General features: G+C 59.7%; 20 protein-coding genes. 10 read left to right on the top strand and 10 right to left on the bottom strand.

Annotation, left to right across the window (positions count from 1 at the left end; translation table 11 throughout):
- Window positions 1-31: 31 nt before the first annotated feature.
- The 5 genes from CVS29_RS10295 to CVS29_RS10275 all read right to left on the bottom strand — a co-directional run bounded on the left by CVS29_RS10295 (window position 32) and on the right by CVS29_RS10275 (window position 3,269).
- Window positions 32-286 carry a type B 50S ribosomal protein L31 gene (locus CVS29_RS10295; protein ID WP_110106206.1) on the bottom strand — a complete coding sequence of 85 codons (255 nt, stop codon included), beginning with the start codon at window positions 284-286 and terminating at the stop codon, window positions 32-34.
- Window positions 287-381: 95 nt separating this feature from the next.
- On the bottom strand, window positions 382-843 hold the full coding sequence (locus CVS29_RS10290; protein ID WP_110106205.1) for a peroxiredoxin: 462 nt from the start codon (window positions 841-843) through the stop codon (window positions 382-384).
- 36 nt (window positions 844-879) lie between these two features.
- The gene (locus CVS29_RS10285) at window positions 880-1,689 is read right to left on the bottom strand and encodes a TrmH family RNA methyltransferase (protein WP_110106204.1); all 810 of its coding nucleotides are present in this window, start codon (window positions 1,687-1,689) and stop codon (window positions 880-882) included.
- Window positions 1,686-2,465 (bottom strand): sulfite exporter TauE/SafE family protein, encoded by a 780-nt coding sequence (locus CVS29_RS10280; protein WP_110106203.1) that lies wholly within the window; start codon window positions 2,463-2,465, stop codon window positions 1,686-1,688. The genes CVS29_RS10285 and CVS29_RS10280 overlap by 4 nt, the downstream gene beginning before the upstream one ends.
- Before the next feature lie 18 nt (window positions 2,466-2,483).
- Window positions 2,484-3,269, bottom strand: a complete 786-nt coding sequence (locus CVS29_RS10275) for an ABC transporter ATP-binding protein (protein WP_110106258.1) — start codon at window positions 3,267-3,269, stop codon at window positions 2,484-2,486.
- 159 nt (window positions 3,270-3,428) lie between these two features.
- Between CVS29_RS10275 and serB the strand changes: the two genes are divergently transcribed.
- Window positions 3,429-4,343, top strand: coding sequence for a phosphoserine phosphatase SerB (gene serB, locus CVS29_RS10270; RefSeq protein WP_110106202.1), 915 nt, complete (start codon window positions 3,429-3,431; stop codon window positions 4,341-4,343).
- A 136-nt stretch (window positions 4,344-4,479) separates the two neighbouring features.
- Here the strand turns inward: serB and CVS29_RS10265 are convergent, their stop codons facing one another.
- Entirely contained in the window at window positions 4,480-5,220 is a 741-nt protein-coding gene (locus CVS29_RS10265) for an SDR family oxidoreductase (RefSeq protein WP_110106201.1), read from the bottom strand.
- A gap of 244 nt (window positions 5,221-5,464) precedes the next feature.
- Entirely contained in the window at window positions 5,465-6,199 is a 735-nt protein-coding gene (locus CVS29_RS10260) for a beta-ketoacyl-ACP reductase (protein WP_110106200.1), read from the bottom strand.
- Between the two features lie 137 nt (window positions 6,200-6,336).
- On the opposite strand from CVS29_RS10260, the gene CVS29_RS10255 reads away from it, so the two are divergent.
- From CVS29_RS10255 to CVS29_RS10240, 4 genes are read left to right on the top strand one after another with little or no spacing between them, the layout of a single operon-like run.
- Window positions 6,337-6,828: a DUF3099 domain-containing protein gene (locus tag CVS29_RS10255; RefSeq protein ID WP_110106199.1), complete on the top strand. Its 492-nt coding sequence runs from the start codon at window positions 6,337-6,339 to the stop codon at window positions 6,826-6,828.
- On the top strand, window positions 6,825-7,082 hold the full coding sequence (locus tag CVS29_RS10250) for a hypothetical protein (protein ID WP_373366682.1): 258 nt from the start codon (window positions 6,825-6,827) through the stop codon (window positions 7,080-7,082). Before CVS29_RS10255 ends, CVS29_RS10250 begins: the two co-directional genes overlap by 4 nt.
- Window positions 7,083-7,098: 16 nt before the next feature.
- Complete coding sequence (locus tag CVS29_RS10245) at window positions 7,099-7,992, top strand: SURF1 family cytochrome oxidase biogenesis protein (RefSeq protein WP_110106197.1); 894 nt, start codon at window positions 7,099-7,101, stop codon at window positions 7,990-7,992.
- A 39-nt stretch (window positions 7,993-8,031) separates the two neighbouring features.
- A complete protein-coding gene (locus CVS29_RS10240) occupies window positions 8,032-8,535 on the top strand; it encodes a YbaK/EbsC family protein (protein ID WP_245932168.1) in 504 nt (167 codons plus the stop codon).
- A gap of 64 nt (window positions 8,536-8,599) precedes the next feature.
- Here the strand turns inward: CVS29_RS10240 and CVS29_RS10235 are convergent, their stop codons facing one another.
- Window positions 8,600-10,198, bottom strand: a complete 1,599-nt coding sequence (locus CVS29_RS10235; RefSeq protein WP_110106196.1) for an ABC-F family ATP-binding cassette domain-containing protein — start codon at window positions 10,196-10,198, stop codon at window positions 8,600-8,602.
- A 140-nt stretch (window positions 10,199-10,338) separates the two neighbouring features.
- On the opposite strand from CVS29_RS10235, the gene CVS29_RS10230 reads away from it, so the two are divergent.
- The 3 genes from CVS29_RS10230 to CVS29_RS10220 are packed head-to-tail and all read left to right on the top strand — an operon-like array spanning window position 10,339 to window position 12,463.
- A complete protein-coding gene (locus CVS29_RS10230) occupies window positions 10,339-10,977 on the top strand; it encodes a biotin transporter BioY (RefSeq protein ID WP_110106195.1) in 639 nt (212 codons plus the stop codon).
- A 56-nt stretch (window positions 10,978-11,033) separates the two neighbouring features.
- The gene (locus tag CVS29_RS10225) at window positions 11,034-11,729 is read left to right on the top strand and encodes an energy-coupling factor ABC transporter ATP-binding protein (RefSeq protein WP_110106256.1); all 696 of its coding nucleotides are present in this window, start codon (window positions 11,034-11,036) and stop codon (window positions 11,727-11,729) included.
- Entirely contained in the window at window positions 11,729-12,463 is a 735-nt protein-coding gene (locus CVS29_RS10220; protein WP_110106194.1) for an energy-coupling factor transporter transmembrane component T family protein, read from the top strand. The genes CVS29_RS10225 and CVS29_RS10220 overlap by 1 nt, the downstream gene beginning before the upstream one ends.
- Window positions 12,464-12,518: 55 nt before the next feature.
- Here the strand turns inward: CVS29_RS10220 and CVS29_RS10215 are convergent, their stop codons facing one another.
- Both CVS29_RS10215 and CVS29_RS10210 read right to left on the bottom strand, forming a co-directional pair.
- The gene (locus tag CVS29_RS10215; RefSeq protein WP_245932167.1) at window positions 12,519-13,802 is read right to left on the bottom strand and encodes a thiolase family protein; all 1,284 of its coding nucleotides are present in this window, start codon (window positions 13,800-13,802) and stop codon (window positions 12,519-12,521) included.
- Window positions 13,783-15,219 carry a class I adenylate-forming enzyme family protein gene (locus tag CVS29_RS10210; protein ID WP_110106192.1) on the bottom strand — a complete coding sequence of 479 codons (1,437 nt, stop codon included), beginning with the start codon at window positions 15,217-15,219 and terminating at the stop codon, window positions 13,783-13,785. The genes CVS29_RS10215 and CVS29_RS10210 overlap by 20 nt, the downstream gene beginning before the upstream one ends.
- Before the next feature lie 115 nt (window positions 15,220-15,334).
- Between CVS29_RS10210 and CVS29_RS10205 the strand changes: the two genes are divergently transcribed.
- Together CVS29_RS10205 and CVS29_RS10200 are read left to right on the top strand one after the other, a co-directional pair.
- Window positions 15,335-16,939 carry a MutS-related protein gene (locus CVS29_RS10205; protein ID WP_110106191.1) on the top strand — a complete coding sequence of 535 codons (1,605 nt, stop codon included), beginning with the start codon at window positions 15,335-15,337 and terminating at the stop codon, window positions 16,937-16,939.
- Window positions 16,936-18,549, top strand: a complete 1,614-nt coding sequence (locus CVS29_RS10200) for a MutS-related protein (protein WP_110106190.1) — start codon at window positions 16,936-16,938, stop codon at window positions 18,547-18,549. Before CVS29_RS10205 ends, CVS29_RS10200 begins: the two co-directional genes overlap by 4 nt.
- Window positions 18,550-18,574 lie beyond the last annotated feature (25 nt).

Below are 18,574 nucleotides of genomic sequence, written 5' to 3'. Positions count from 1 at the left end.
CTGCCTTAGAAAAAACTGTTGGTAAGAAGTATTACTTCTTGCCGAAGCCTGCGAAGCGAGCGTTGAAGCGCTCAACACGGCCGGCGCTGTCCATGATGCGCTGCTTGCCCGTGTAGAACGGGTGCGACTCGGAAGAGATTTCAACGTCGATGACGGGGTAGGTGTTGCCATCTTCCCATTCGATGGTCTTCTTGGACGTCGCGGTGGAACGCGTCAGGAACTTGGTACCGGAAGCCAGGTCGTTGAATACGATGGCTTCATACTTCGGGTGGGTGTTCTGCTTCACAATGAACCTCAGAATGTTATTGCCTGGATTTTGCCAGACGGATGAATGTTATGGTCACGAGGACCAGCTAGAAACTTTACCGTCTCAATCCCATTTCACCAAGCCCGCTGTGACAAAGCCTCAAGTGCGCTGTTCGCGTGCACGTCCATGTTGGTTTCACTGGAAATCTGAAAACGCAAGATTCGGTTCGAATCAACAATAAACGTGGCCCTTTTAGTGGGAAGCGCCTTCGCCAGCAAACGCCTGCGGACACCAAACACATCCGCCACCGCGCCGTCCCGGTCGCTCAGAAGTGGGTAGTCAAAGTGGTTCTTGTTCGCAAAATCGAGCTGTTTGGCCACTGAGTCGGTACTGATACCCACCAGTGAGGCACCTGCTGTTGCAAATTCCTGCTGCAGGTCCCTGAAATGGCAGGCTTCCTTGGTGCAGCCGCCGCTGCTGGCCAGGGGGTAAAAGAAAATTACCAAGGGACCTTCTGCGGTGAGTTCAGTAAGGCTACGAACTTGACCGTGCTGGTCGGAGAGTTCGAAGTCGGGTACTTGCTCGGCTATCTTCATGGTTCAACACTACCCGCGCATGGCTTCTGGGGGCGCTTATTGCCGGCGCGGGTCCGTGGCGAAAAAGGCAACGGCGCTAGCGGCAGCCACATTCAGTGAGTCCACTCCTGCATACATGGGGATCATGACTGCATGGTTGACGGATGCCAGGGTTTCAGGACTGAGCCCATACCCTTCGCTGCCGAGAATGAGAGCCAATTTTGCTTCGTTGCGCGCCGCGAGTTCATGGATGGACAGCGAATCCGGCTCCAAGGCCAGCGCCGCCGTCGTAAATCCGGCCTCATGCAGCACGTCCAGGGCGCCTGGCCCCTCTGGCAGGCGGGCCCATGGGATTTGAAAAACGGCACCCATGCTCACGCGAATGCTGCGCCGGTATAGAGGGTCTGCGCAACGCGGGCTGATGAGCACCGCATCCACACCCAGGGCGGCGGCGGAGCGGAAGATTGCCCCAATATTGGTGTGATCGCTGATGTCTTCAAGGACGGCTACCCGGCGCGCCCCTGCCAGTAAGGAGCCGATCTCCACGGGTGCGGGACGGTGCATGGCGGCCATGGCTCCGCGGTGGAGGTTGATGCCTGTGATTTCCTCCAGCATGGCCCCGGTGCCCACAAACGCGGGGACGTCAGGGTGCGCTTCAAGGACGTCAAGTACCTCGGGCATCCTTTTCTCCGCGAGGAAAAAGGAGCGAGCCTGGTGTCCGGCAGCGAGAGCGCGGCGCACCACCTTAGGGCTTTCGGCAATATACAGGCCCTCGGCAGGCTCCTTGACCTTGCGCAATTGGACATCCGTGAGGGAAACGTAGTCACTCACACGGGGGTCGTTGGCGGTTTCGAGATGGATGATCATAGGGCTAGGAGTTTCGCAATCATGAAGTAAAGTGCCACCAGGCCCAGCGTAACTATGACGGAGCGCAGTACCAGCGGCGGCAACTTGCGCCCGATCTTTGCGCCGATGAACCCGCCAATCAGTGAGCTGACGGCGATTAAACCGACCACCACCCAGATGATTTTCTCCGGCGCAAACAGCAGGTAGGAGATTGCCGCCACAACGTTGACCGTCAGTGAGAGCACGTTCTTGACGGCGTTGGCGTTTTGCAGGGTTCCGGACATGAAAATCCCCAAGATTCCCACGAGCAGCACACCCTGCGCCGCCACAAAGTAGCCGCCGTAGACGCCAGCCAAATAGACCAGGATCATCATGGCTAGATCATGGGAACGGGCTGAGGGGTTTGACTCGCGGCGCGCCTTGATGACCGCCTGTAAGCGAGGCTGGAAAATAACCAAAAGCAGTGCCAGCACAATCAACAGCGGCGCCACCACGGAGAACACCGTTTCAGGAAGGTGCAGCAGCAGGTAGGCGCCGGTGATTCCACCCAGCAGCGAGGCGGGCATGAGGCGGGCAAGGTTGCGCCCCATGCCTAGCAACTCGTGACGGTACCCCCACGTTCCGGAGATTCCCCCTGCGATCAGGCCCATAGCGTTGCTGACAACAGCCATGACGGGGGCAATCCCCAGCGCAATCAGGATTGGGAAGGTGACGAGCGTGCCGGAACCAACAACTGTGTTGATGGTTCCGGCCCATAACCCGCCCAGCAGGATCAAGAAGGAATCGAGCGTATTCACCGTTTGGTACTACGCCGGTTAGTTGCGAGCAGTCGCCGTGTAGCGACCCGCGTTACTTGTTACAGACAGTGGCAGGCCAAACGTGGCGCTGAGGTGTTCTTCCGTGAGTACTTCGGCCAGCGGGCCTTGGGCCACTACGGCGCCCTCACGCAGCAGCAGCGCGTGCGTGAAGCCCGGAGGAATTTCTTCTAGGTGGTGGGTGACCAGAACCGTGCTCGGGGCCAGGGGGTCCGCGGCCAGTTCGCTGAGCCGTTTCACTAGGCTTTCACGTCCGGCAAGGTCAAGGCCGGCACCTGGCTCATCCAGGAGCAACAGTTCGGGATCGCTCATCAGGGCTCGTGCAATCTGGACACGCTTGCGCTCACCATCACTGAGGGACGCGAACGGACGGTTGAAGAAGGTGGAGACACCCCACTGATCCAAGAGATTGAAGGCACGGCGTTCGTCGTCGCGCTCGTAATCCTCCCGCCAGCGTCCGGTCACACCGTAGGAGGCGGTGACCACCACGTTGAGGACCTTCTCATGCTCCGGAATCTGGTGCGCCAGTGCGGCAGAGGCCACACCAATGCGGGGACGCAGTTCAAAGACGTCAACTGCGCCTAGCACTTCGTCGAGGATGCCAGCCACACCCCGGGTGGGGTGCATACGGGCACCAGCAATTTGCATGAGGGTGCTCTTCCCGGCACCGTTCGGTCCCAGCACCACCCAGCGTTCGCCCTCAGCAACCCGCCAATCAATGTTGTTCAACAGTGTTTTGGTGCCGCGGACTACGCTGACACCGGCCAAACCCAAAACTTCATTCATAACTAGTGAGCCTAGGGCACGGAAGGCGGCCAACGCTAACCGGGCCAACGCTGCCGAGCCCTTCATGACAACGCTGATTCCAACTGTTGGCAGGCATCTGGCACAGGATTCGAACCCTGGACGTTTGGGGCCAGCTCTTGATTGGCTAGAATACTTCTCATGCCCTCCACATTTACTGCTGTCAGCTATGGCCAAACGCTCTCCCCCAAGACTCTGGCCTCGGTCAAAACAATCCTGGCCGAGCACGGCTACACCGTTGCCGTGGAACGCATGGAAAGCCATTCCGGATTCGAAGCTGCCATTTTTGAGCTGGGCGCACTCGAACCCAGTGGCACCACTGAGGCCCAAGGAGCGGCACGTATTGCCCGTCTGCGCGCAGCTCTCGCGGAAGCCTCACAAGAAGGCATCAGCACCGCCATCGTGCCTGATTCGCTGCGGGCGGCGAAACGCAAGTTCATCATCATGGACGTAGATTCGACTCTGATTCAGCAGGAAGTCATTGAGCTGCTAGCAGCCCATGCCGGGACGGAGGCGGAGGTTACCCGTGTCACGGAAGCTGCCATGCGGGGAGAGCTGGACTTTGAGCAGAGCCTGCACCACCGGGTTGCCACTCTCGCCGGACTGCCCGAAAGCGTTCTGGCCGATGTGGGCCATAAGATCAAACTCTCAGTCGGTGCGCAACGGCTGGTGGCCGAGGCGAAGGCTGCAGGGCATGTGGTGTGTGCAGTATCCGGGGGCTTCTCCCAAATTTTGACACCCCTGGCTGAAAGCTTGGGCTTGGATCACGCCCTGGCCAACGATCTGGAAATTGTTGACGGATACTTGACCGGGAAGGTCAGCGGGGCCGTGGTGGACCGAGCAGCCAAGGCCGTTCAACTCCGGGCGTGGAGTGCAGAAGCGGCCATCCCCGGACAGGCCACCATGGCCATTGGTGACGGCGCCAATGACCTGGACATGATGGCAGCAGCCGCTCTGGGCGTAGCTTTTAACGCCAAGCCAGCCGTGCGCGCCGCGGCCGATGCCCAAATCAACATCGCCAACCTAGATGTTGCACTGGTCCTGGCCAACATCTAAAACCAAGCACTAGTTCATCAAGCAGACGGTTCCGGCCCAACATAGTTCCGGCGCCACAACAGCAGCGGTCCCCCGGTTTTCGCCGGAGGACCGCTGCTGTTCTTTTTTGTTCTAGAGCCTGAAATAGGCTCCGCTGCTACTTGAAGTAGTCTGCGCCGCCCACGTATTCCGTGTGACCCGAGGGGACATCGGCCGTGGCCATGGCAGCGATCTCAGCCGCAAATTCGGCAACTGTGTACAGCCTGCCGGCTTCCGCGCGTCGTGCTTCGATGGCACCCGGGTTGGCACGGTCCAGCAAAGTTGCTGTCACGGTCCCTTCAATCATGTCCCCCGAGACAACTACCAAAGAGATGTCTTCCGCAGCCAAGTTAGGAATGAAGGCACGCAAGGCGTCTTCTCCGGCACGCTTGCTCTTGGCCACCGGCTCATATTCGGCCATGGTGGGGACAGTTTCAATGAAGTGCGCCTGGTGGCTTGTGACAAATACCACGCGGGATCCGGCGGGAAGTACCGGCATGGCCGCGTTGAGCAGGTTGACCTGCGCGTCGCGGTTGAGCTGCAGAGCGTAGTTTTCCGCCATACCGGCTTCCATGCCGCCTGAGGCGTTCAAGACCACCAGATCCAGTGAACCGAAGTTCTCCAAGGCCGCACTGACAAGAGCCTGCACCCCTTCCTGGGTGGTGAGGTCAGCGCCAACGGCCACGGCCCGTCCCCCTGCCTCCACAATCTGGGCAACTACCTTGTTGGCGCGCGGCGCTTTCTGGCGGTAGTTGACCACAACGGCTGCACCCTCAGCAGCCAGGAACTTGGCTACATCAGCGCCTACGCCCCGTGAAGATCCGGTGACAATGGCTGTCTTTCCATCGAGCTTTCCCATGCAAGTTTTCCTTTTTTCTCATGTTTCTCTGCCTTGCGCCGGCTGCTGTCTTTCGCTCCCGCGCAGGCTTACTCTTGTCAAATCTTAGCGTTGCCCTAACGTACTACCGAGTACGTGCCAAGCATGTGCGAACAGTGTGCGGCTCAAGCAGCCCGGACTGCTGAGCAGACCGTGCCGCTCAAGCAGCCCATCACGTTGAGCAGGCTGTGCCTGTTCAGCCGGGCGGGGCACGCGCCGTCGGGCTTTAGTGGCCCATGCCCAATCCGCCGTCAACAGGGATGACTGCCCCGGAGATGTAGGCCGCCTCGTCGCTGGAAATCCAGCGGACCACATCGGCCACTTCCTCGGCCGAGGCGAAGCGGCCTGCAGGGATGGTGGATAGGTACTGCTTTTGGGTTTCTTCGGGCAGCGCCGCCGTCATATCGGTGCTGATGAAACCGGGGGCCACCACGTTAGCCGTGATCCCGCGTGAGCCTAGCTCCCGGGTCAGTGAGCGAGCAATGCCCACCAGGCCGGCCTTGGACGCGGCGTAGTTGATCTGGCCAGGAGAGCCGTAAAGCCCTACCACGGATGAAATCAACACCACACGGCCCTTGCGCATCCGGATCATGCCCTTGGAGGCACGCTTGATCACACGGAACGCACCGGTCAGGTTCGTGTCCACCACAGAGGTGAAATCATCTTCACTCATGCGCATCAAGAGCGTGTCCTTCGTGATGCCAGCATTGGCCACGAGCACCTCAACGGGACCATGGGCGGCTTCTACTTCCGTGAATGCAGCGTCGATCGACGCCGCGTCAGTAACATCCGCCTGGACACCCAGGATGCCCTCGGGTAGTTCCGAAGCGCTACGGAAGGTCACAGCCACCTTGTCGCCATTGGCCAGAAATGCCTTCGCGATGGCCAGACCAATTCCCCTGTTGCCACCCGTGACCAAAACACTGCGAGCCTGCTTTTGCGCGCCTACCGATGCACTCATATATTCCTCCTGAAAGTAAATGATGTGGAAGTTTCACCCTAGTTAAGGAATCCTACGTGAAAGCCGCGGCGGTACCCACTCGAGCTTTTGGTTGTGCACGGCGGCAGTGAGAGAATAAAGAGGTCCCTTGGAGTGTGATGAAAGAACAATCAGCTACACCGAAATTCGGTGCACGCCGGCGCAGCAAGTCCCGCCGCGGCGAACCCAGCACCCCTGTTCAAGCCATTACGAATGCAGCCATCGCCCATAGCGAAGACATGCGTCACAGAATGATTCAGTACTCATTGACCATGGGCATCCGTATGGTCTGCCTGGTTCTTATTTTCGTTTTTGACGGCTGGTTCAAGATCGTCCCCATTGTTGGCGCCGTGGTGCTGCCCTGGGTTGCGGTTATGCTCGCCAATGGTGGAGCGGACACCGTCCACCAGGAAACTGTGGAACTGCTCGATGAGGCTCCCCTCTATGCCGTGACGGACGCAGAGTTCACCACGGACGGCACCGACTCCTCCTCTGAAGGCATCCTCCAGGGTGAGATCGTCCCCGACGACGCGGACACTGACGTAACTGAGCCGGACGCAACAGGGCCTGATGAAACAGGGTCCGATGAAATGGGAGGCCAGGGACCTTGAATATCTTTGACATGCTGGGCGGGGAAGAACAGCCTGAATCGCCTGTGGTGCAAACACCGATTTGTTCCCGCAAGGGCTGCCGAGCCTCTGCTACCACGCAGTTGCTCTGGAACAATCCCAAGATACACACAGAGGAGCGCCGTAAGATCTGGTTGGCCTGCGCCGATCACACGGCTTGGCTAGAGGATTATCTCCAGAGCCGCTTGCTGTGGAAAGAAACACTGCCCCTCTCCCCCACTGCCCTTGAGCCCTAAGGATTCCACCTAGTTCATGAAGACGTACAAGTTTCTGTTGACCAGTAGGTGGTTGGGCTACTTCGCCATGGCGGTGGTCTTTGCCATCGCCTGTGTGGCTCTTGGTAACTGGCAGATGAACCGGCGCAACGCTGTGGTTGAGAACATTCACAAGATTCAGCAAAATTATGCGGGTGCAGTGGTGGACTATGCCAATATTGCCGCTAATTTTGATCAGCTGGATCCTGCCAAGGAGTGGACTCAGGTCCGGTTGAAGGGGACTTACCAGAACTCGGACCAGCGGATAGTGCGCAACCGCCCCCTGAATGGCGCTCCGGGTTATGAAGTGTTGGTGCCGTTGACACTCGAGAATGGCGATACAGTCATCGTGGACCGTGGCTGGTTGCCCATTGGTAATAACGAGGCCGGCCATCCGGACACTGTTCCGCAACCGGAACCGGGAGTTGTTGAGGTCATTGCCCGGCTCAAACCGGCAGAGCCCAAACTGGACCGTGGCGCCCCGGAAGGGCAGTTGGCATCGATTGACCTCAAGGAGTATGCCGGGCAGGTGGGGTATCCCATCAAGACTGGTTCCTACGGCCAGCTTGCGAGTGAATCCCCCGCAGCCGCGATTAACCCCGTCGCCTTCCCTGCCCCGTCCATCGACGAAGGCTCACACTTAAGCTACGCCTTGCAGTGGATAGCTTTCGGCATCCTGGCCTTTATCGGCTTCGGCTACGCGGCGCGCATGCAACGCCGTAACGATGACTTCGATGCGTTGGAAGCCGCAGAATCCGGTGTGCCCGTTGAGGAGCTTTACGGCCGCGGTTCAGCGTTCCACCCGCGCCGCCACGTTAAGGTGCGCAAACCCGGTGCCAAGCCCAGCGCTGAGGAAGCCGAAGACGCACTCCTGGATGCCCAGGGCTTCTAGCACCTTGACGAACCCCGGTTCCGGCCTAGGCTAAGAAGCGTGAATGTGTTTCTGCAAAGCGATGCCGCTGCCGAACTGTCCGATCCTGTGGTGGAAAATGTCCGCCGCGCTCTGACAGAGGCTGGGCTCCCCGACACTGTCTTGCTCGTGCCGGATTCCGTCGCCACTGCAGCCACCGCTGCCGCAGTCCTAGGTTGCGAGGTGGGCGCCATCGCCAATAGCCTCATCTTTGAATGTGGCGGGGCACCCCTGCTGATCATGGCCAGCGGTGCTGCCAAGGTTGACACGAAAAAGTTGGCCCGTGAAAACGGGCTCTCCAAGATCAACCGTGCGGGCCCGGACTTTGTGCTCGAGCACGCAGGCCAGCCGGTGGGCGGTGTTGCGCCTCTCGGGCACCCGCAGCAACTGCGCTGCCTCCTCGACACCGAACTACGGCAGTACCCCGTGCTTTGGGCTGGGGCCGGCAGCCATCAGGCCATGCTCTCGCTCAGCTATGACCAGCTTCTGAGAATCACAGGGGCAAAAGAAACTGCCGTGCGCTAAACCAAGCACACGGCAGTTTCTGCACAGCCGGAACGCTGCGCGGTGGGAACTAGTACGGCGGAAGTTATGCCAGCGTGATGAGGTCCAGGTAGTCCTGGTTCCAGAGGTCTTCATCACCATCGGGCAGGAGCACCACACGCTCGGGATCAAGAGCTGCGACAGCGCCTTCATCGTGACTGACAAGTACCACTGCACCCGTGTAGTTCTTCAGTGCGCCAAGAATTTCGGCGCGGCTGGCCGGGTCCAAGTTGTTCGTGGGCTCATCGAGCAGCAGCACGTTGGCGCTGGATGCCACGATGGTAGCCAACGCTAGGCGGGTCTTCTCGCCACCGGAGAGCACACCTGCAGGCTTGTTGACGTCATCACCGGAGAACAGGAATGAGCCAAGGATGCCACGCACCTCGGCATCGTTCATGTCACCGGCGGCAGAGCGCATGTTTTCCAGAACAGTCCGTGTCACGTCCAGGGTGTCGTGCTCCTGCGCGTAGTAGCCAACTTTCAAGCCATGACCGGCAATAATTTCACCCGTATCCGGCTTGGCCACACCTGCCAGCATGCGCAGCAGTGTTGTCTTTCCGGCACCGTTGAGACCCAGAATGACCACTTTGGATCCTCTGTCGATGGCGAGGCTGACATCCGTGAAAATTTCCAGTGAGCCGTATGACTTGCTCAGACCCTCAGCCATCAGCGGGGTCTTGCCACAGGGTGAAGGATCGGGGAAGCGCAGCGCCGCCACCTTGTCCTGAGCTCGCACGTCTTCTAGCCCCGCTAGCAGCCGCTCGGCCCGCTTAGCCATATTCTGTGCGGCCACAGCCTTGGTAGCCTTGGCGCGCATCTTGTTGGCCTGCTCCATGAGGACGCCAGCCTTCTTTTCAGCGTTAGCGCGCTCCCGGCGTCGGGCCCGCTCATCCGTTTCACGCTGGGCAAGGTACTTCTTCCAGCCAAGGTTGTACTGGTCGATCGTGGCACGGTTGGCGTCAAGATGATAGACCTTGTTGACGGTGGCTTCTAGCAGTTCGGTGTCGTGACTGATCACAATCAGCCCGCCCTGGTGGCTCTTGAGGAAGTCACGCAACCAGGCGATCGAGTCGGCATCCAAGTGGTTGGTGGGCTCATCCAGGAGCATGGTCTGGGCGCCGGAGAACAGGATCCTAGCCAATTCCACACGACGGCGCTGACCACCGGAGAGTGTCTTCAACGGCTGGTTCAAGATACGTTCGGGCAGGGCCAGGTTTGAGGAGATCGCAGCAGCCTCGGCTTCGGCAGCGTAACCGCCACCGGCGAGGAACTCCACCTCCAGACGGTCATAGCGGCGCATGGCCTTGTCACGAATGCTGGTGTCATCGCTGGCCATGTCAGCTTCAGCTTTACGCAGCTTCGTAATGACCTTGTCCAAGTCACGGGCGGAGAGAATTCTATCCCGTGCCAGCTGCTCCATGTCTGGGGTACGCGGATCCTGCGGCAGGTAACCAATTTCACCGGAACGGGTGACCTTGCCACCGGCCGGAAGACCTTCCCCGGCCAGGACACGGGTCAACGTGGTTTTGCCGGCGCCATTGCGCCCCACCAGCCCAACCTTGTCACCTTTGTCGATGCGGAATGACACTTCGTCCATGAGCAACCGCGCTCCTGCGCGTAACTCAAGGTCTTGGACCGTAATCAACGTAGTAACCTTTCAAAGAATGGGTAGGTGCCGAACACGCCACCCGCGAGCATAATTTGCTTGCCATGGCGTTGGACAACCTCCTTAGTCTAACGACGTTCAGGCACTACGAGAATCCCTCCACGAAGAAAGCACGCAGAATGCATCAAACATCACGCAAAGTCACACCAGCAAAAGCACCAGCAAAGGACGAAGATATCCTCCCCATTGCTCTCCCACGGCGGCGCTGGGGTGCCATGGATCTCTCGCTCATCGCAGTCTTTGCCGCCCTGATGGCAGCCTCCATCGCCGTCCCCGGCATCAATGTGGGCCCTTTGGGCGTGGCCATTACCTTGCAAACCCTGGTGGTGGCCCTGTGCGGATTGGTGCTTGGCTTAGGCCGCGGCACAGCAGCCGTAGGCCTGTACGTGCTGCTGGGCTTGATAGGTCTGCCCATCTTCAGCGGTTTCCGTGCCGGCCCGGCCGTCTTGGCCAGCCCCTCAGCCGGCTACATTGTGGGATTCATCTTCGGGGCTGCCGTGATTGGCCTGCTCGCCACCTGGGCTGTGCGTAGCCGGTGGCGCCCCGCCGCACTGTTTATGGCGGCCATGGCCGGCACCGTAGTTATTCACATCAGTGGCATTGCGGGCTTTGTTTTCAAGGGCATGAGCGTCCCGGCCGCCATTGCAGCGGATCTGATTTATCTTCCCGGAGATGTCCTAAAAAATGTTCTCGCCGTGGTGATTGCGCTGAGCCTGCACAGAGCCTTCCCCGACCTCCTGGTCCGCCGCCAACGGTGAGCGCCTCCTCAAACTCTGGCAGTGTTTCAAGCAGAGGCGGCGCCCCAAGCCAAGGCATAGTCTTAGCTGACGCTGGGCTGACCCTTGCCCCGGATGATCCTCGCACCCAAGTGGCAAAACAGATACTGGCGCCGCTGACCTTGGAGCTCACCGAAAAACGCATTGCCATTATTGGCGCCAACGGCTCTGGGAAATCAACCCTGCTCCGCTTGCTCAACGGCCTTGTTCTGCCATCCTCGGGAACAGTTCATGTCCAGGGGCGCAATACACGCAGCGAAGCGTCTGCTGTTCGGCGCAGTGTTGGCTTCGTCTTCACTGACCCCTTGTCACAGCTGGTCATGCCTACACCACAGGAGGACCTTGAGCTCTCCTTGCGCCGGCAAAAACTGAGCAAAAAACAGCGGCAGGAGAAGGCCCTGGGCATCCTGGCCAGCTACGGTCTTGACCATCTTGCACAGAGCAGTATTTACGAACTCTCTGGTGGCGAACGCCAACTGACGGCGCTGGCCACGGTGCTGGCCGTTGACCCCAGCATCCTAGTCCTGGACGAGCCCTCCACTCTGCTGGATCTGCGTAATACCCAGCTCCTTATGCAACGCCTGAGCACCCTGGACCAACAGATCATCATGTCAACGCATGATCTTGTCCTGGCCGCCACCTTTGAACGAGTCCTGGTCATCGAGGCAGGCCAGGTGGCGTTCGACGGCGCACCCCAGGAAGCCATTGCGGCGTACCGCAAGATGGCAAGCTAGTGCGCGGGCACGCCTTCATGGTGGCCGGGTACGTCCGTGGCTCCTCCGTGATCCACCGCATGCCCCTCGCCGCCAAAGCTGTTCTGCTCTTGGCGGTGGCGGTACTGTGCTTGGCCTCGCCGATGATCTCAACCCTGGTGGGTGCGTGGATTACCACGGCAACGCTGGTGGCTGTGACAGCCGCGCACTTTGTGGCGGGTTTGTCCTGGCAACGACTGTGGCGTGCCATCCGGATGATGCTGGTGTTCTTGGTACTCATTGGCGGATATCAGTGGTGGCAACACGGGCCTGTGGTGGCGTGGCAGGTTGTTGCGGCCATTGTGGCCACCGTCCTGGCCTCCAACATTCTCACCGCCACCACGCCCGTGGACGAACTTCTTGACGGGCTCTCGGCACTGGTCCAGCCCTTGCAGCGTTTTGGCGCCGATCCCGAACGCTTTTCCCTCACGGTGGCCCTGATGCTGCGCAGCATACCGTTTGTCATTGGTGCCTTTGCCGACGTGCGCGACGCCGCCCGGGCCCGTGGCCTGGAGCGCAATTTACTGGCCCGTTCACTGCCCGTGGTGATTGCCACCGTGGCCTACGCACGGGCCACCGGAGAAGCCCTGGCGGCCCGCGGCCTCGGCGATCCCGAACCCTTTGACGTTGCACCCCACTCCCCTGGGCTCCCCGCCAGCGAGCACAACTCCCTCAAGCCCAACACACTCAAGCACGACGGCGAATCCCTCCCCTAGCGCTACTGGCGCAAGCGGGCGTGATGAGCGCAAACCCAGTGTTGCAGCCGTAGCCCTAGCGTTGTGGACGCAAATCCACAGTTTGGAAGTGGGCAGCCAGCCCCATCCCCCCTGCCATGCTGAGCATCGCGAAGGCGTCCTGACCGGCGGCCGCCCTAGCCTGGGACCCGGTCTCCAGCGCAGGCTGGGACTTGGCCTCCGGGGTTTGTTGGGACGTTGCCTGCACTTGAGCGAGCAGCCGCGTTACAAGGACAGCCCCGGAGGCGCCGTACGGATGCCCCAAAGCCAACGCACCGCCGTCGTGGTTGAACAGCACCGGGTCCAGATCCAGCAGGTCCGCCACGGCAAGTACTTGGGCGGCAAAGGCCTCGTTGAACTCCACGCGGGAATGGCGCACCTGTTCGATCCCCAGACCAGTACTGGCAAGAAGAAGCTCCATGGCGCGGGCCGCACCCACTCCCAATAGATTCGGATCATTGCCGGCAACGGCACTTGCCCGAAACGCCAACCCCACACTGGCACCAGTATCTGTATCTCCCGCTGCCACGAGTGTCCTGGCATGCTCCAGCGAGGTGACAACAGCCACTGCAGCCCCATCACTGAACGGGCACGAGTTACCGGCTGTGACGCTTCCGCCCGCAACAAAAGCCGGTGGGAAGCGTGCCATGAGCCTCGCGTTGAGGTTGCCACGGATGCCTTGATCCGCAGCAAGGTCCGCGAAGGGCACAAGTTCGCTGGCGAAGGCGGCGTTGCGCTGGGCAGCGAGTGCTCGTGTGTGACTTTCCATGGCGTAGGCGTCTTGCCGTGCACGGGTGATGCCATAGTGGCGGGCCACATTTTCCGCAGCCACACCGGCATCCGGATCCCCTGTTGCCAGCGGGGCGAATTGGGCGCGGTCATAGAACTCCAAGGCGCCCTCTGCGTTCCTATGCGCCCTGGCGGGAGCGGTACTGATACTTTCCACGCCGCCGGCAAGATACAGCTCACCCGCTCCGGCTTGGATCAGACGGCAGGCCAAAATGATCGCTTCCAAACCGGATCCGCACTGCCGGTCAACGCTCAACCCCGGCACACTCTCGGCCAGCCCGGCAGTCAGGGCTGCCAGCCGCGCAACGTTTCCTCCACCACCGGTGGCATTGCCCAAGATGACATCGTTGATGGCCAGCGGGTTGATCCCGGATTCCATCACGAGGTGGCTGATCACCGCTGCGGCGAGATCATGTGCCCTGTGATTCTTATAGGCTCCCCCGGCCTTGGCGTTAGGCAACCGCCTAGCCAGCAGCACCACAGGAGTTCTCCGTGGATCATTGTGTATTCCATCATGTCCGGCGTCTGGCACGGGGGTCTCCTTCTACAATCCATTGGGCCAAGCGCACCCTACTGATCTTGGCGCTGCCTGTCAGCGGTAACTCACCCAGCTCATAGAAATGCAAGGGGCGGTGGCTTGCCGGTAATGAAGCGGCAGCCGCACGCAGAGACGGGAGAATCCCAGCGCTGGCATGGCCCTGTGCTTGCCTCGCTGGATAAAAAGCGGCCACCACCCTTTGCCCCCGGACGGTGTCCGGAATGCCCACCACGAGAATTTGCGCCCCTGAATCAACCCCGCTGCGCAAGGCCTGTTCCACCGCATGCGGATAAACGTTGTTGCCGGCGGTGATGATCATATCGCTGGCCCGCCCGGCTAGGTGGAGGAAACCCTCCGGGTCGATGCTGCCACGGTCGTGCACCGTGTGCCAGCCGTTGTCTCCCAATGCACGGAAGGCGAGCCCGTCATCACCCCAGGCGTAGCCTTGGGCGATATAGGGGCTCTTGACACTGACCAGTCCCTCCTCCCCGGCCGGAACTTCCCCACCGTCCTCGCCGCGGATGCTCAGCTGAACCCCAGGAAAGGGCAGGCCCACCCCACCGCTAGTTACGGCACCGCCGTCAGTGCTTGAAGTGCCGGGAGGCTGTGTGGCTTCGAGAGCTTGCACTGGCGAAGCGGTGACAAAACCGAGCTCGGCGGCGCCGTAGTACTGCTGGACTCTAGCGTTGGGAGCCCACGTCCGTGCCAGCTCTATGACTTCTTGAGAGAGTGCCGAACCGGCACAGAGAATGTGTTGGAGCATTCCCCCGTCCGCACCGGTTGCTAGTGCGCGCCGCACTATGATGTCCAGCACTGCTGGCACCAGCACGAGCCGGTTGACCGCGTGGTCCGTGATGGCTTCTATGGCAGCATCGGCGCTGAACTGTGGGAGGACAACAAGGGTTCCGCCGGTGAACAGAGACTCGCCCAGCGCATAGAGGTTCATGCTTGCAGACAGCGGCCCCGGAGCCAAGGTGCGCGTTGAATCTGAGAGACAAAAGTACCGGGAGCTTTCTTCAAATGATTCCCGCCAGGATGCCGCGTTGCGGAGGAAACCCTTGGGGATGTTACTCGTCCCCGAGGATAGGCCTAGCAGGAAAGGTCGCTCACCGGAGCCGATGTGCCCGGCCCAGGTCAGGGCCAGCTCACGGAGCTGGTGCTGGTGCGTTTGCGGCCATCCGGCGTCGAGCACCATAGCGGTGCGCCCCTGAAAGACAGCGGCGCAAAACTGCACCACCAGCTCTGCACCGGTGGGCTCATTGATGACGGAAATCCCCTGCCGTCCTGGCTGTGGTTGGCTCTGGAGGCTGGCCAGCAACTGGGAATAGCTCATGGATTGCGCCCCGGCAATCACTGCCGGGTGGTCTGGCCGTTGCGTGGCCCACTGCTTGAGCTGGTCTTTGAAAGGCATTTCCTATTATCCTAGGGCGAAAATTCACTCAGCTCTCCTTTATGCCGCTGGACTGTGCCTATCATGGGCACAGAGTTGATGGGCCCTGCTCTTTCGATATGTAGGCGGTGGCGTGATGGTTGTTAGTGGCGAAGTTCCTCGCTCCTCAGCCTTGGGTCATCATGCGCACAGCATCCTTTTCACTGGACGGGTGCCGCTGGGTGTGGATCAGGGTACGCAGCCCGGGTATTTCTCCGATCTGAACCTGGATCAGGTGGTGGCAGCTGTGACCGGCAAGGACCGGTACAGGCTGGGACCTTTCTTCTACCGTCCGTTGCGGGACGTTGATGCGGTGCGCTACCGGCAGGGTGTGTTTGAGGATTTGGAGCGCCGCGAGGTACGCGAGCTGGTGTCAGCGTTCGAGTCCCAGACACTGGTGGCGGACTTCACATACCGCACCCAAGAGATGGCGACGGAGCATCAGGATTACTCTCACTACCACCGGGCGCTGTGGTTCCTCAACGCCGTTGAAAAGTACTGCCAGAGTGTAATGACCTTCTCGGAGGGCCTGCAAACGGTAGGCGTGGGCTCTTTGGGCCTGCTCGGGCTGTCCGACCACCTCCAAAAGTATCTGGCCTCGGCGGCTTTTACCTTGATGCTCTCGGAATCACGGAAACTAAAGGAAGCACTGGATTCCGTGGAGTACGCAATCTTAGTGAAGGGTGACAAGGTCACAGTGGGCCGCTTCGAAGACCAGGCAAATTACAGCGATCAGGTCACTGGAACATTCGAGCGTTTCCAGCAGGGAGCACAGAGCGATTACCGCGACACACGCCCGGACTGGAAGGAAGAAGACTTCGCCAACCTGAATATCTTGGGCATGGTTGCCAAGCTGTATCCAGAATTGTTCGCCGCACTTGATACCTTCTGCCAGCAGCACCATGACTACATGGATGAGACTGTGGCCCTTGCCGACCGCGAATTCCAGTTCTACCTAAGCTACCTGAAATACATTCGCCCGCTGCGCAAGGCCGGGCTCAACTTCAGCTACCCCCGTGTTTCACTCATAAACAAGGCCGAGCAGGTTCTGGATACCTTCGATCTTGCGTTAGCCGCCCAAATGATCGGCCAGGTTAACACAGTGGTCGCCAACGACATCACGCTTAGTGGGCCTGAACGCATTCTGGTCATCTCCGGTCCCAATAACGGTGGCAAAACCACCTTGGCCCGAACCATTGGCCAGTTGCATCATTTAGCGCGGCTTGGCTGCCCTGTTCCGGGGAGGGAGGTGCGTCTGTTCTTGTGTGATCAGATCTTCACCCATTTCGAAAAGGAAGAGGATCTCGCCACCCTGGCAGGCAAGCTACAGGATGAACTGAACCGGCTGCACGCCGATCTGGCCTTGGCTACGCCGGCAAGCCTGATGGTACTGAATGAGGTGTTCAACTCCACCACGGTGGCCGATGCCGTCTATCTGAGTAGCAAAATCCTGCAGCGGGTTACTGAGCTGGACGCGCTGGGAGTGTGCGTCACTTTCCTTGACGAACTCTCCACCCTGAACCACAAGACTGTCAGCATGGTCAGCCAAGTAGATCCCCATGACCCGGCCATCCGCACACACAAAGTTATCCGCATCAAAGCAAACGGGCGAGCCTACGCCCATGCCATTGCGGATAAATACGGGTTGACCTACGAGAGAATAGCAGCCCACCGTGGCACCGAGGAGGCAGGGTCATCATGAAGGCCCTGCTGATGTTCAAGGACCAAGACTTTCAGATAGACGCTGACCTTTTGGAATCCTTGGAAAGGCCTTATGCCCGCCGCCAAGGCCGCGTGAATGAGCCACTCATCGGTCAACAAGACCTGATTTCCGATCTCGAACTGGAGACCCTCTGGCATGCGATGGCACTTGATGACCCAGTGATCTATGTTGCGGCCCGTTCGGCCATGCTCACCGGCCTGAGCAATGTGGAGGCGATCCGCTACCGCCAAGCGGTACTTACTGATGTGTTGGCGCAGCCTGAGCTAGTCCGCGAGTTTTACAAACTGGCGGTGCAGGCCATCGTGGAGGAGCGGAAAATATTCCACAACAATTTCTTCATGACGCACAACAGCTCCTCCCTGCTGCATACCTCGATCACCAGAGCCGAAACATTCCTTCCCTTGCTCAGCCGGTTGCGGACACTCACCGAAGAGAATGCCAACCTGTTTAACTCTGAAGGGTTTACCCGATTCTTCGAAACTGTCCGCCGTGAGTTGGACGAGGACTACTTCGATGAGATGCACCAGCACCTGCGCTACCTTCGATTCAACGACGGTGTTCTGATGAGTGCCAGCCTTGGCAGAGGCGGTCAAGGCATAGAGTACGTTCTGCGATCCCCGCAGCCAGACAACCGCCGCTTCCGGTTGCGGCACTCTATGCTTGGCAAGCCCACCTACAGCTACACCGTGGCACCGCGTGATGAAGCCGGAGGAGAAGCACTGGGCCGGCTTCGGGACCGCGGAGTGAATCTTGCTGCGAACGCACTAGGACAATCCACAGACCATATCCTCAACTTCTTCACCTCCCTACGCAACGAACTCGGCTTCTACCTGGGATCCCTAAACCTCCACGAGCAACTCTCGGCCAAAGGCGAACCGGAATGCCTACCCGATCCCCACCCGCTGGGACGTAACGTTTGGAGCGCGCAAGCCTTATTCGATCCGTGCCTCTCGCTGCGTGTGCGCGGGCGGGTGCAAGGCAACGAGCTCAGAGCAGAAAACAAACCGCTGCTGATCATTACAGGCGCCAACCAGGGCGGGAAATCAACGTTTCTGCGCAGCCTTGGTCTGGCACAAATCATGATGCAAGCGGGCATGGCTGCCCCCGCTGAATCATTTTCTGCCACAGTCACCACTGGTGTGTTCACGCACTACAAGCGTGAGGAGGACGCCACCATGACAAGTGGGAAATTCGACGAAGAGTTGGCACGGATGAGCTCCCTCGTCCCGGCGATGGCTCCTGGCGCCATGCTTCTGTGCAACGAGTCATTCGCCGCCACTAACGAGAGGGAAGCTTCCGAGATTGCGGACGGTTTTATTCACGCCATGAGGGACATCGATATCAAGATGGTGTTTGTCACCCACCTCTACACCCTTGCCCACCGCTACCACCAGGAGCATACGGACACCACCGTATTCCTCCGTGCCGAACGCGGCACGGACGGGCAACGACCCTTCCGGCTCATCCCCGCAGCACCGCTACCCACCAGCTACGGCAAGGACCTCTACCAGCGCACCTTTGCCGATACAGAGGGCGAAACTGCTGATGGAGATGGTGCTGGAAGGCGAACGGACCAACCCAACGACTGACTCCTTGGTGGGATGCTGAAAGTCT

It is taken from the genome of Arthrobacter psychrochitiniphilus, from assembly GCF_003185915.1.
GTDB classification, from domain to species: domain Bacteria; phylum Actinomycetota; class Actinomycetes; order Actinomycetales; family Micrococcaceae; genus Specibacter; species Specibacter psychrochitiniphilus.
Note: the sequence above shows the minus strand (reverse complement) of the source record. Positions and strands in the feature narration are given on the sequence as shown.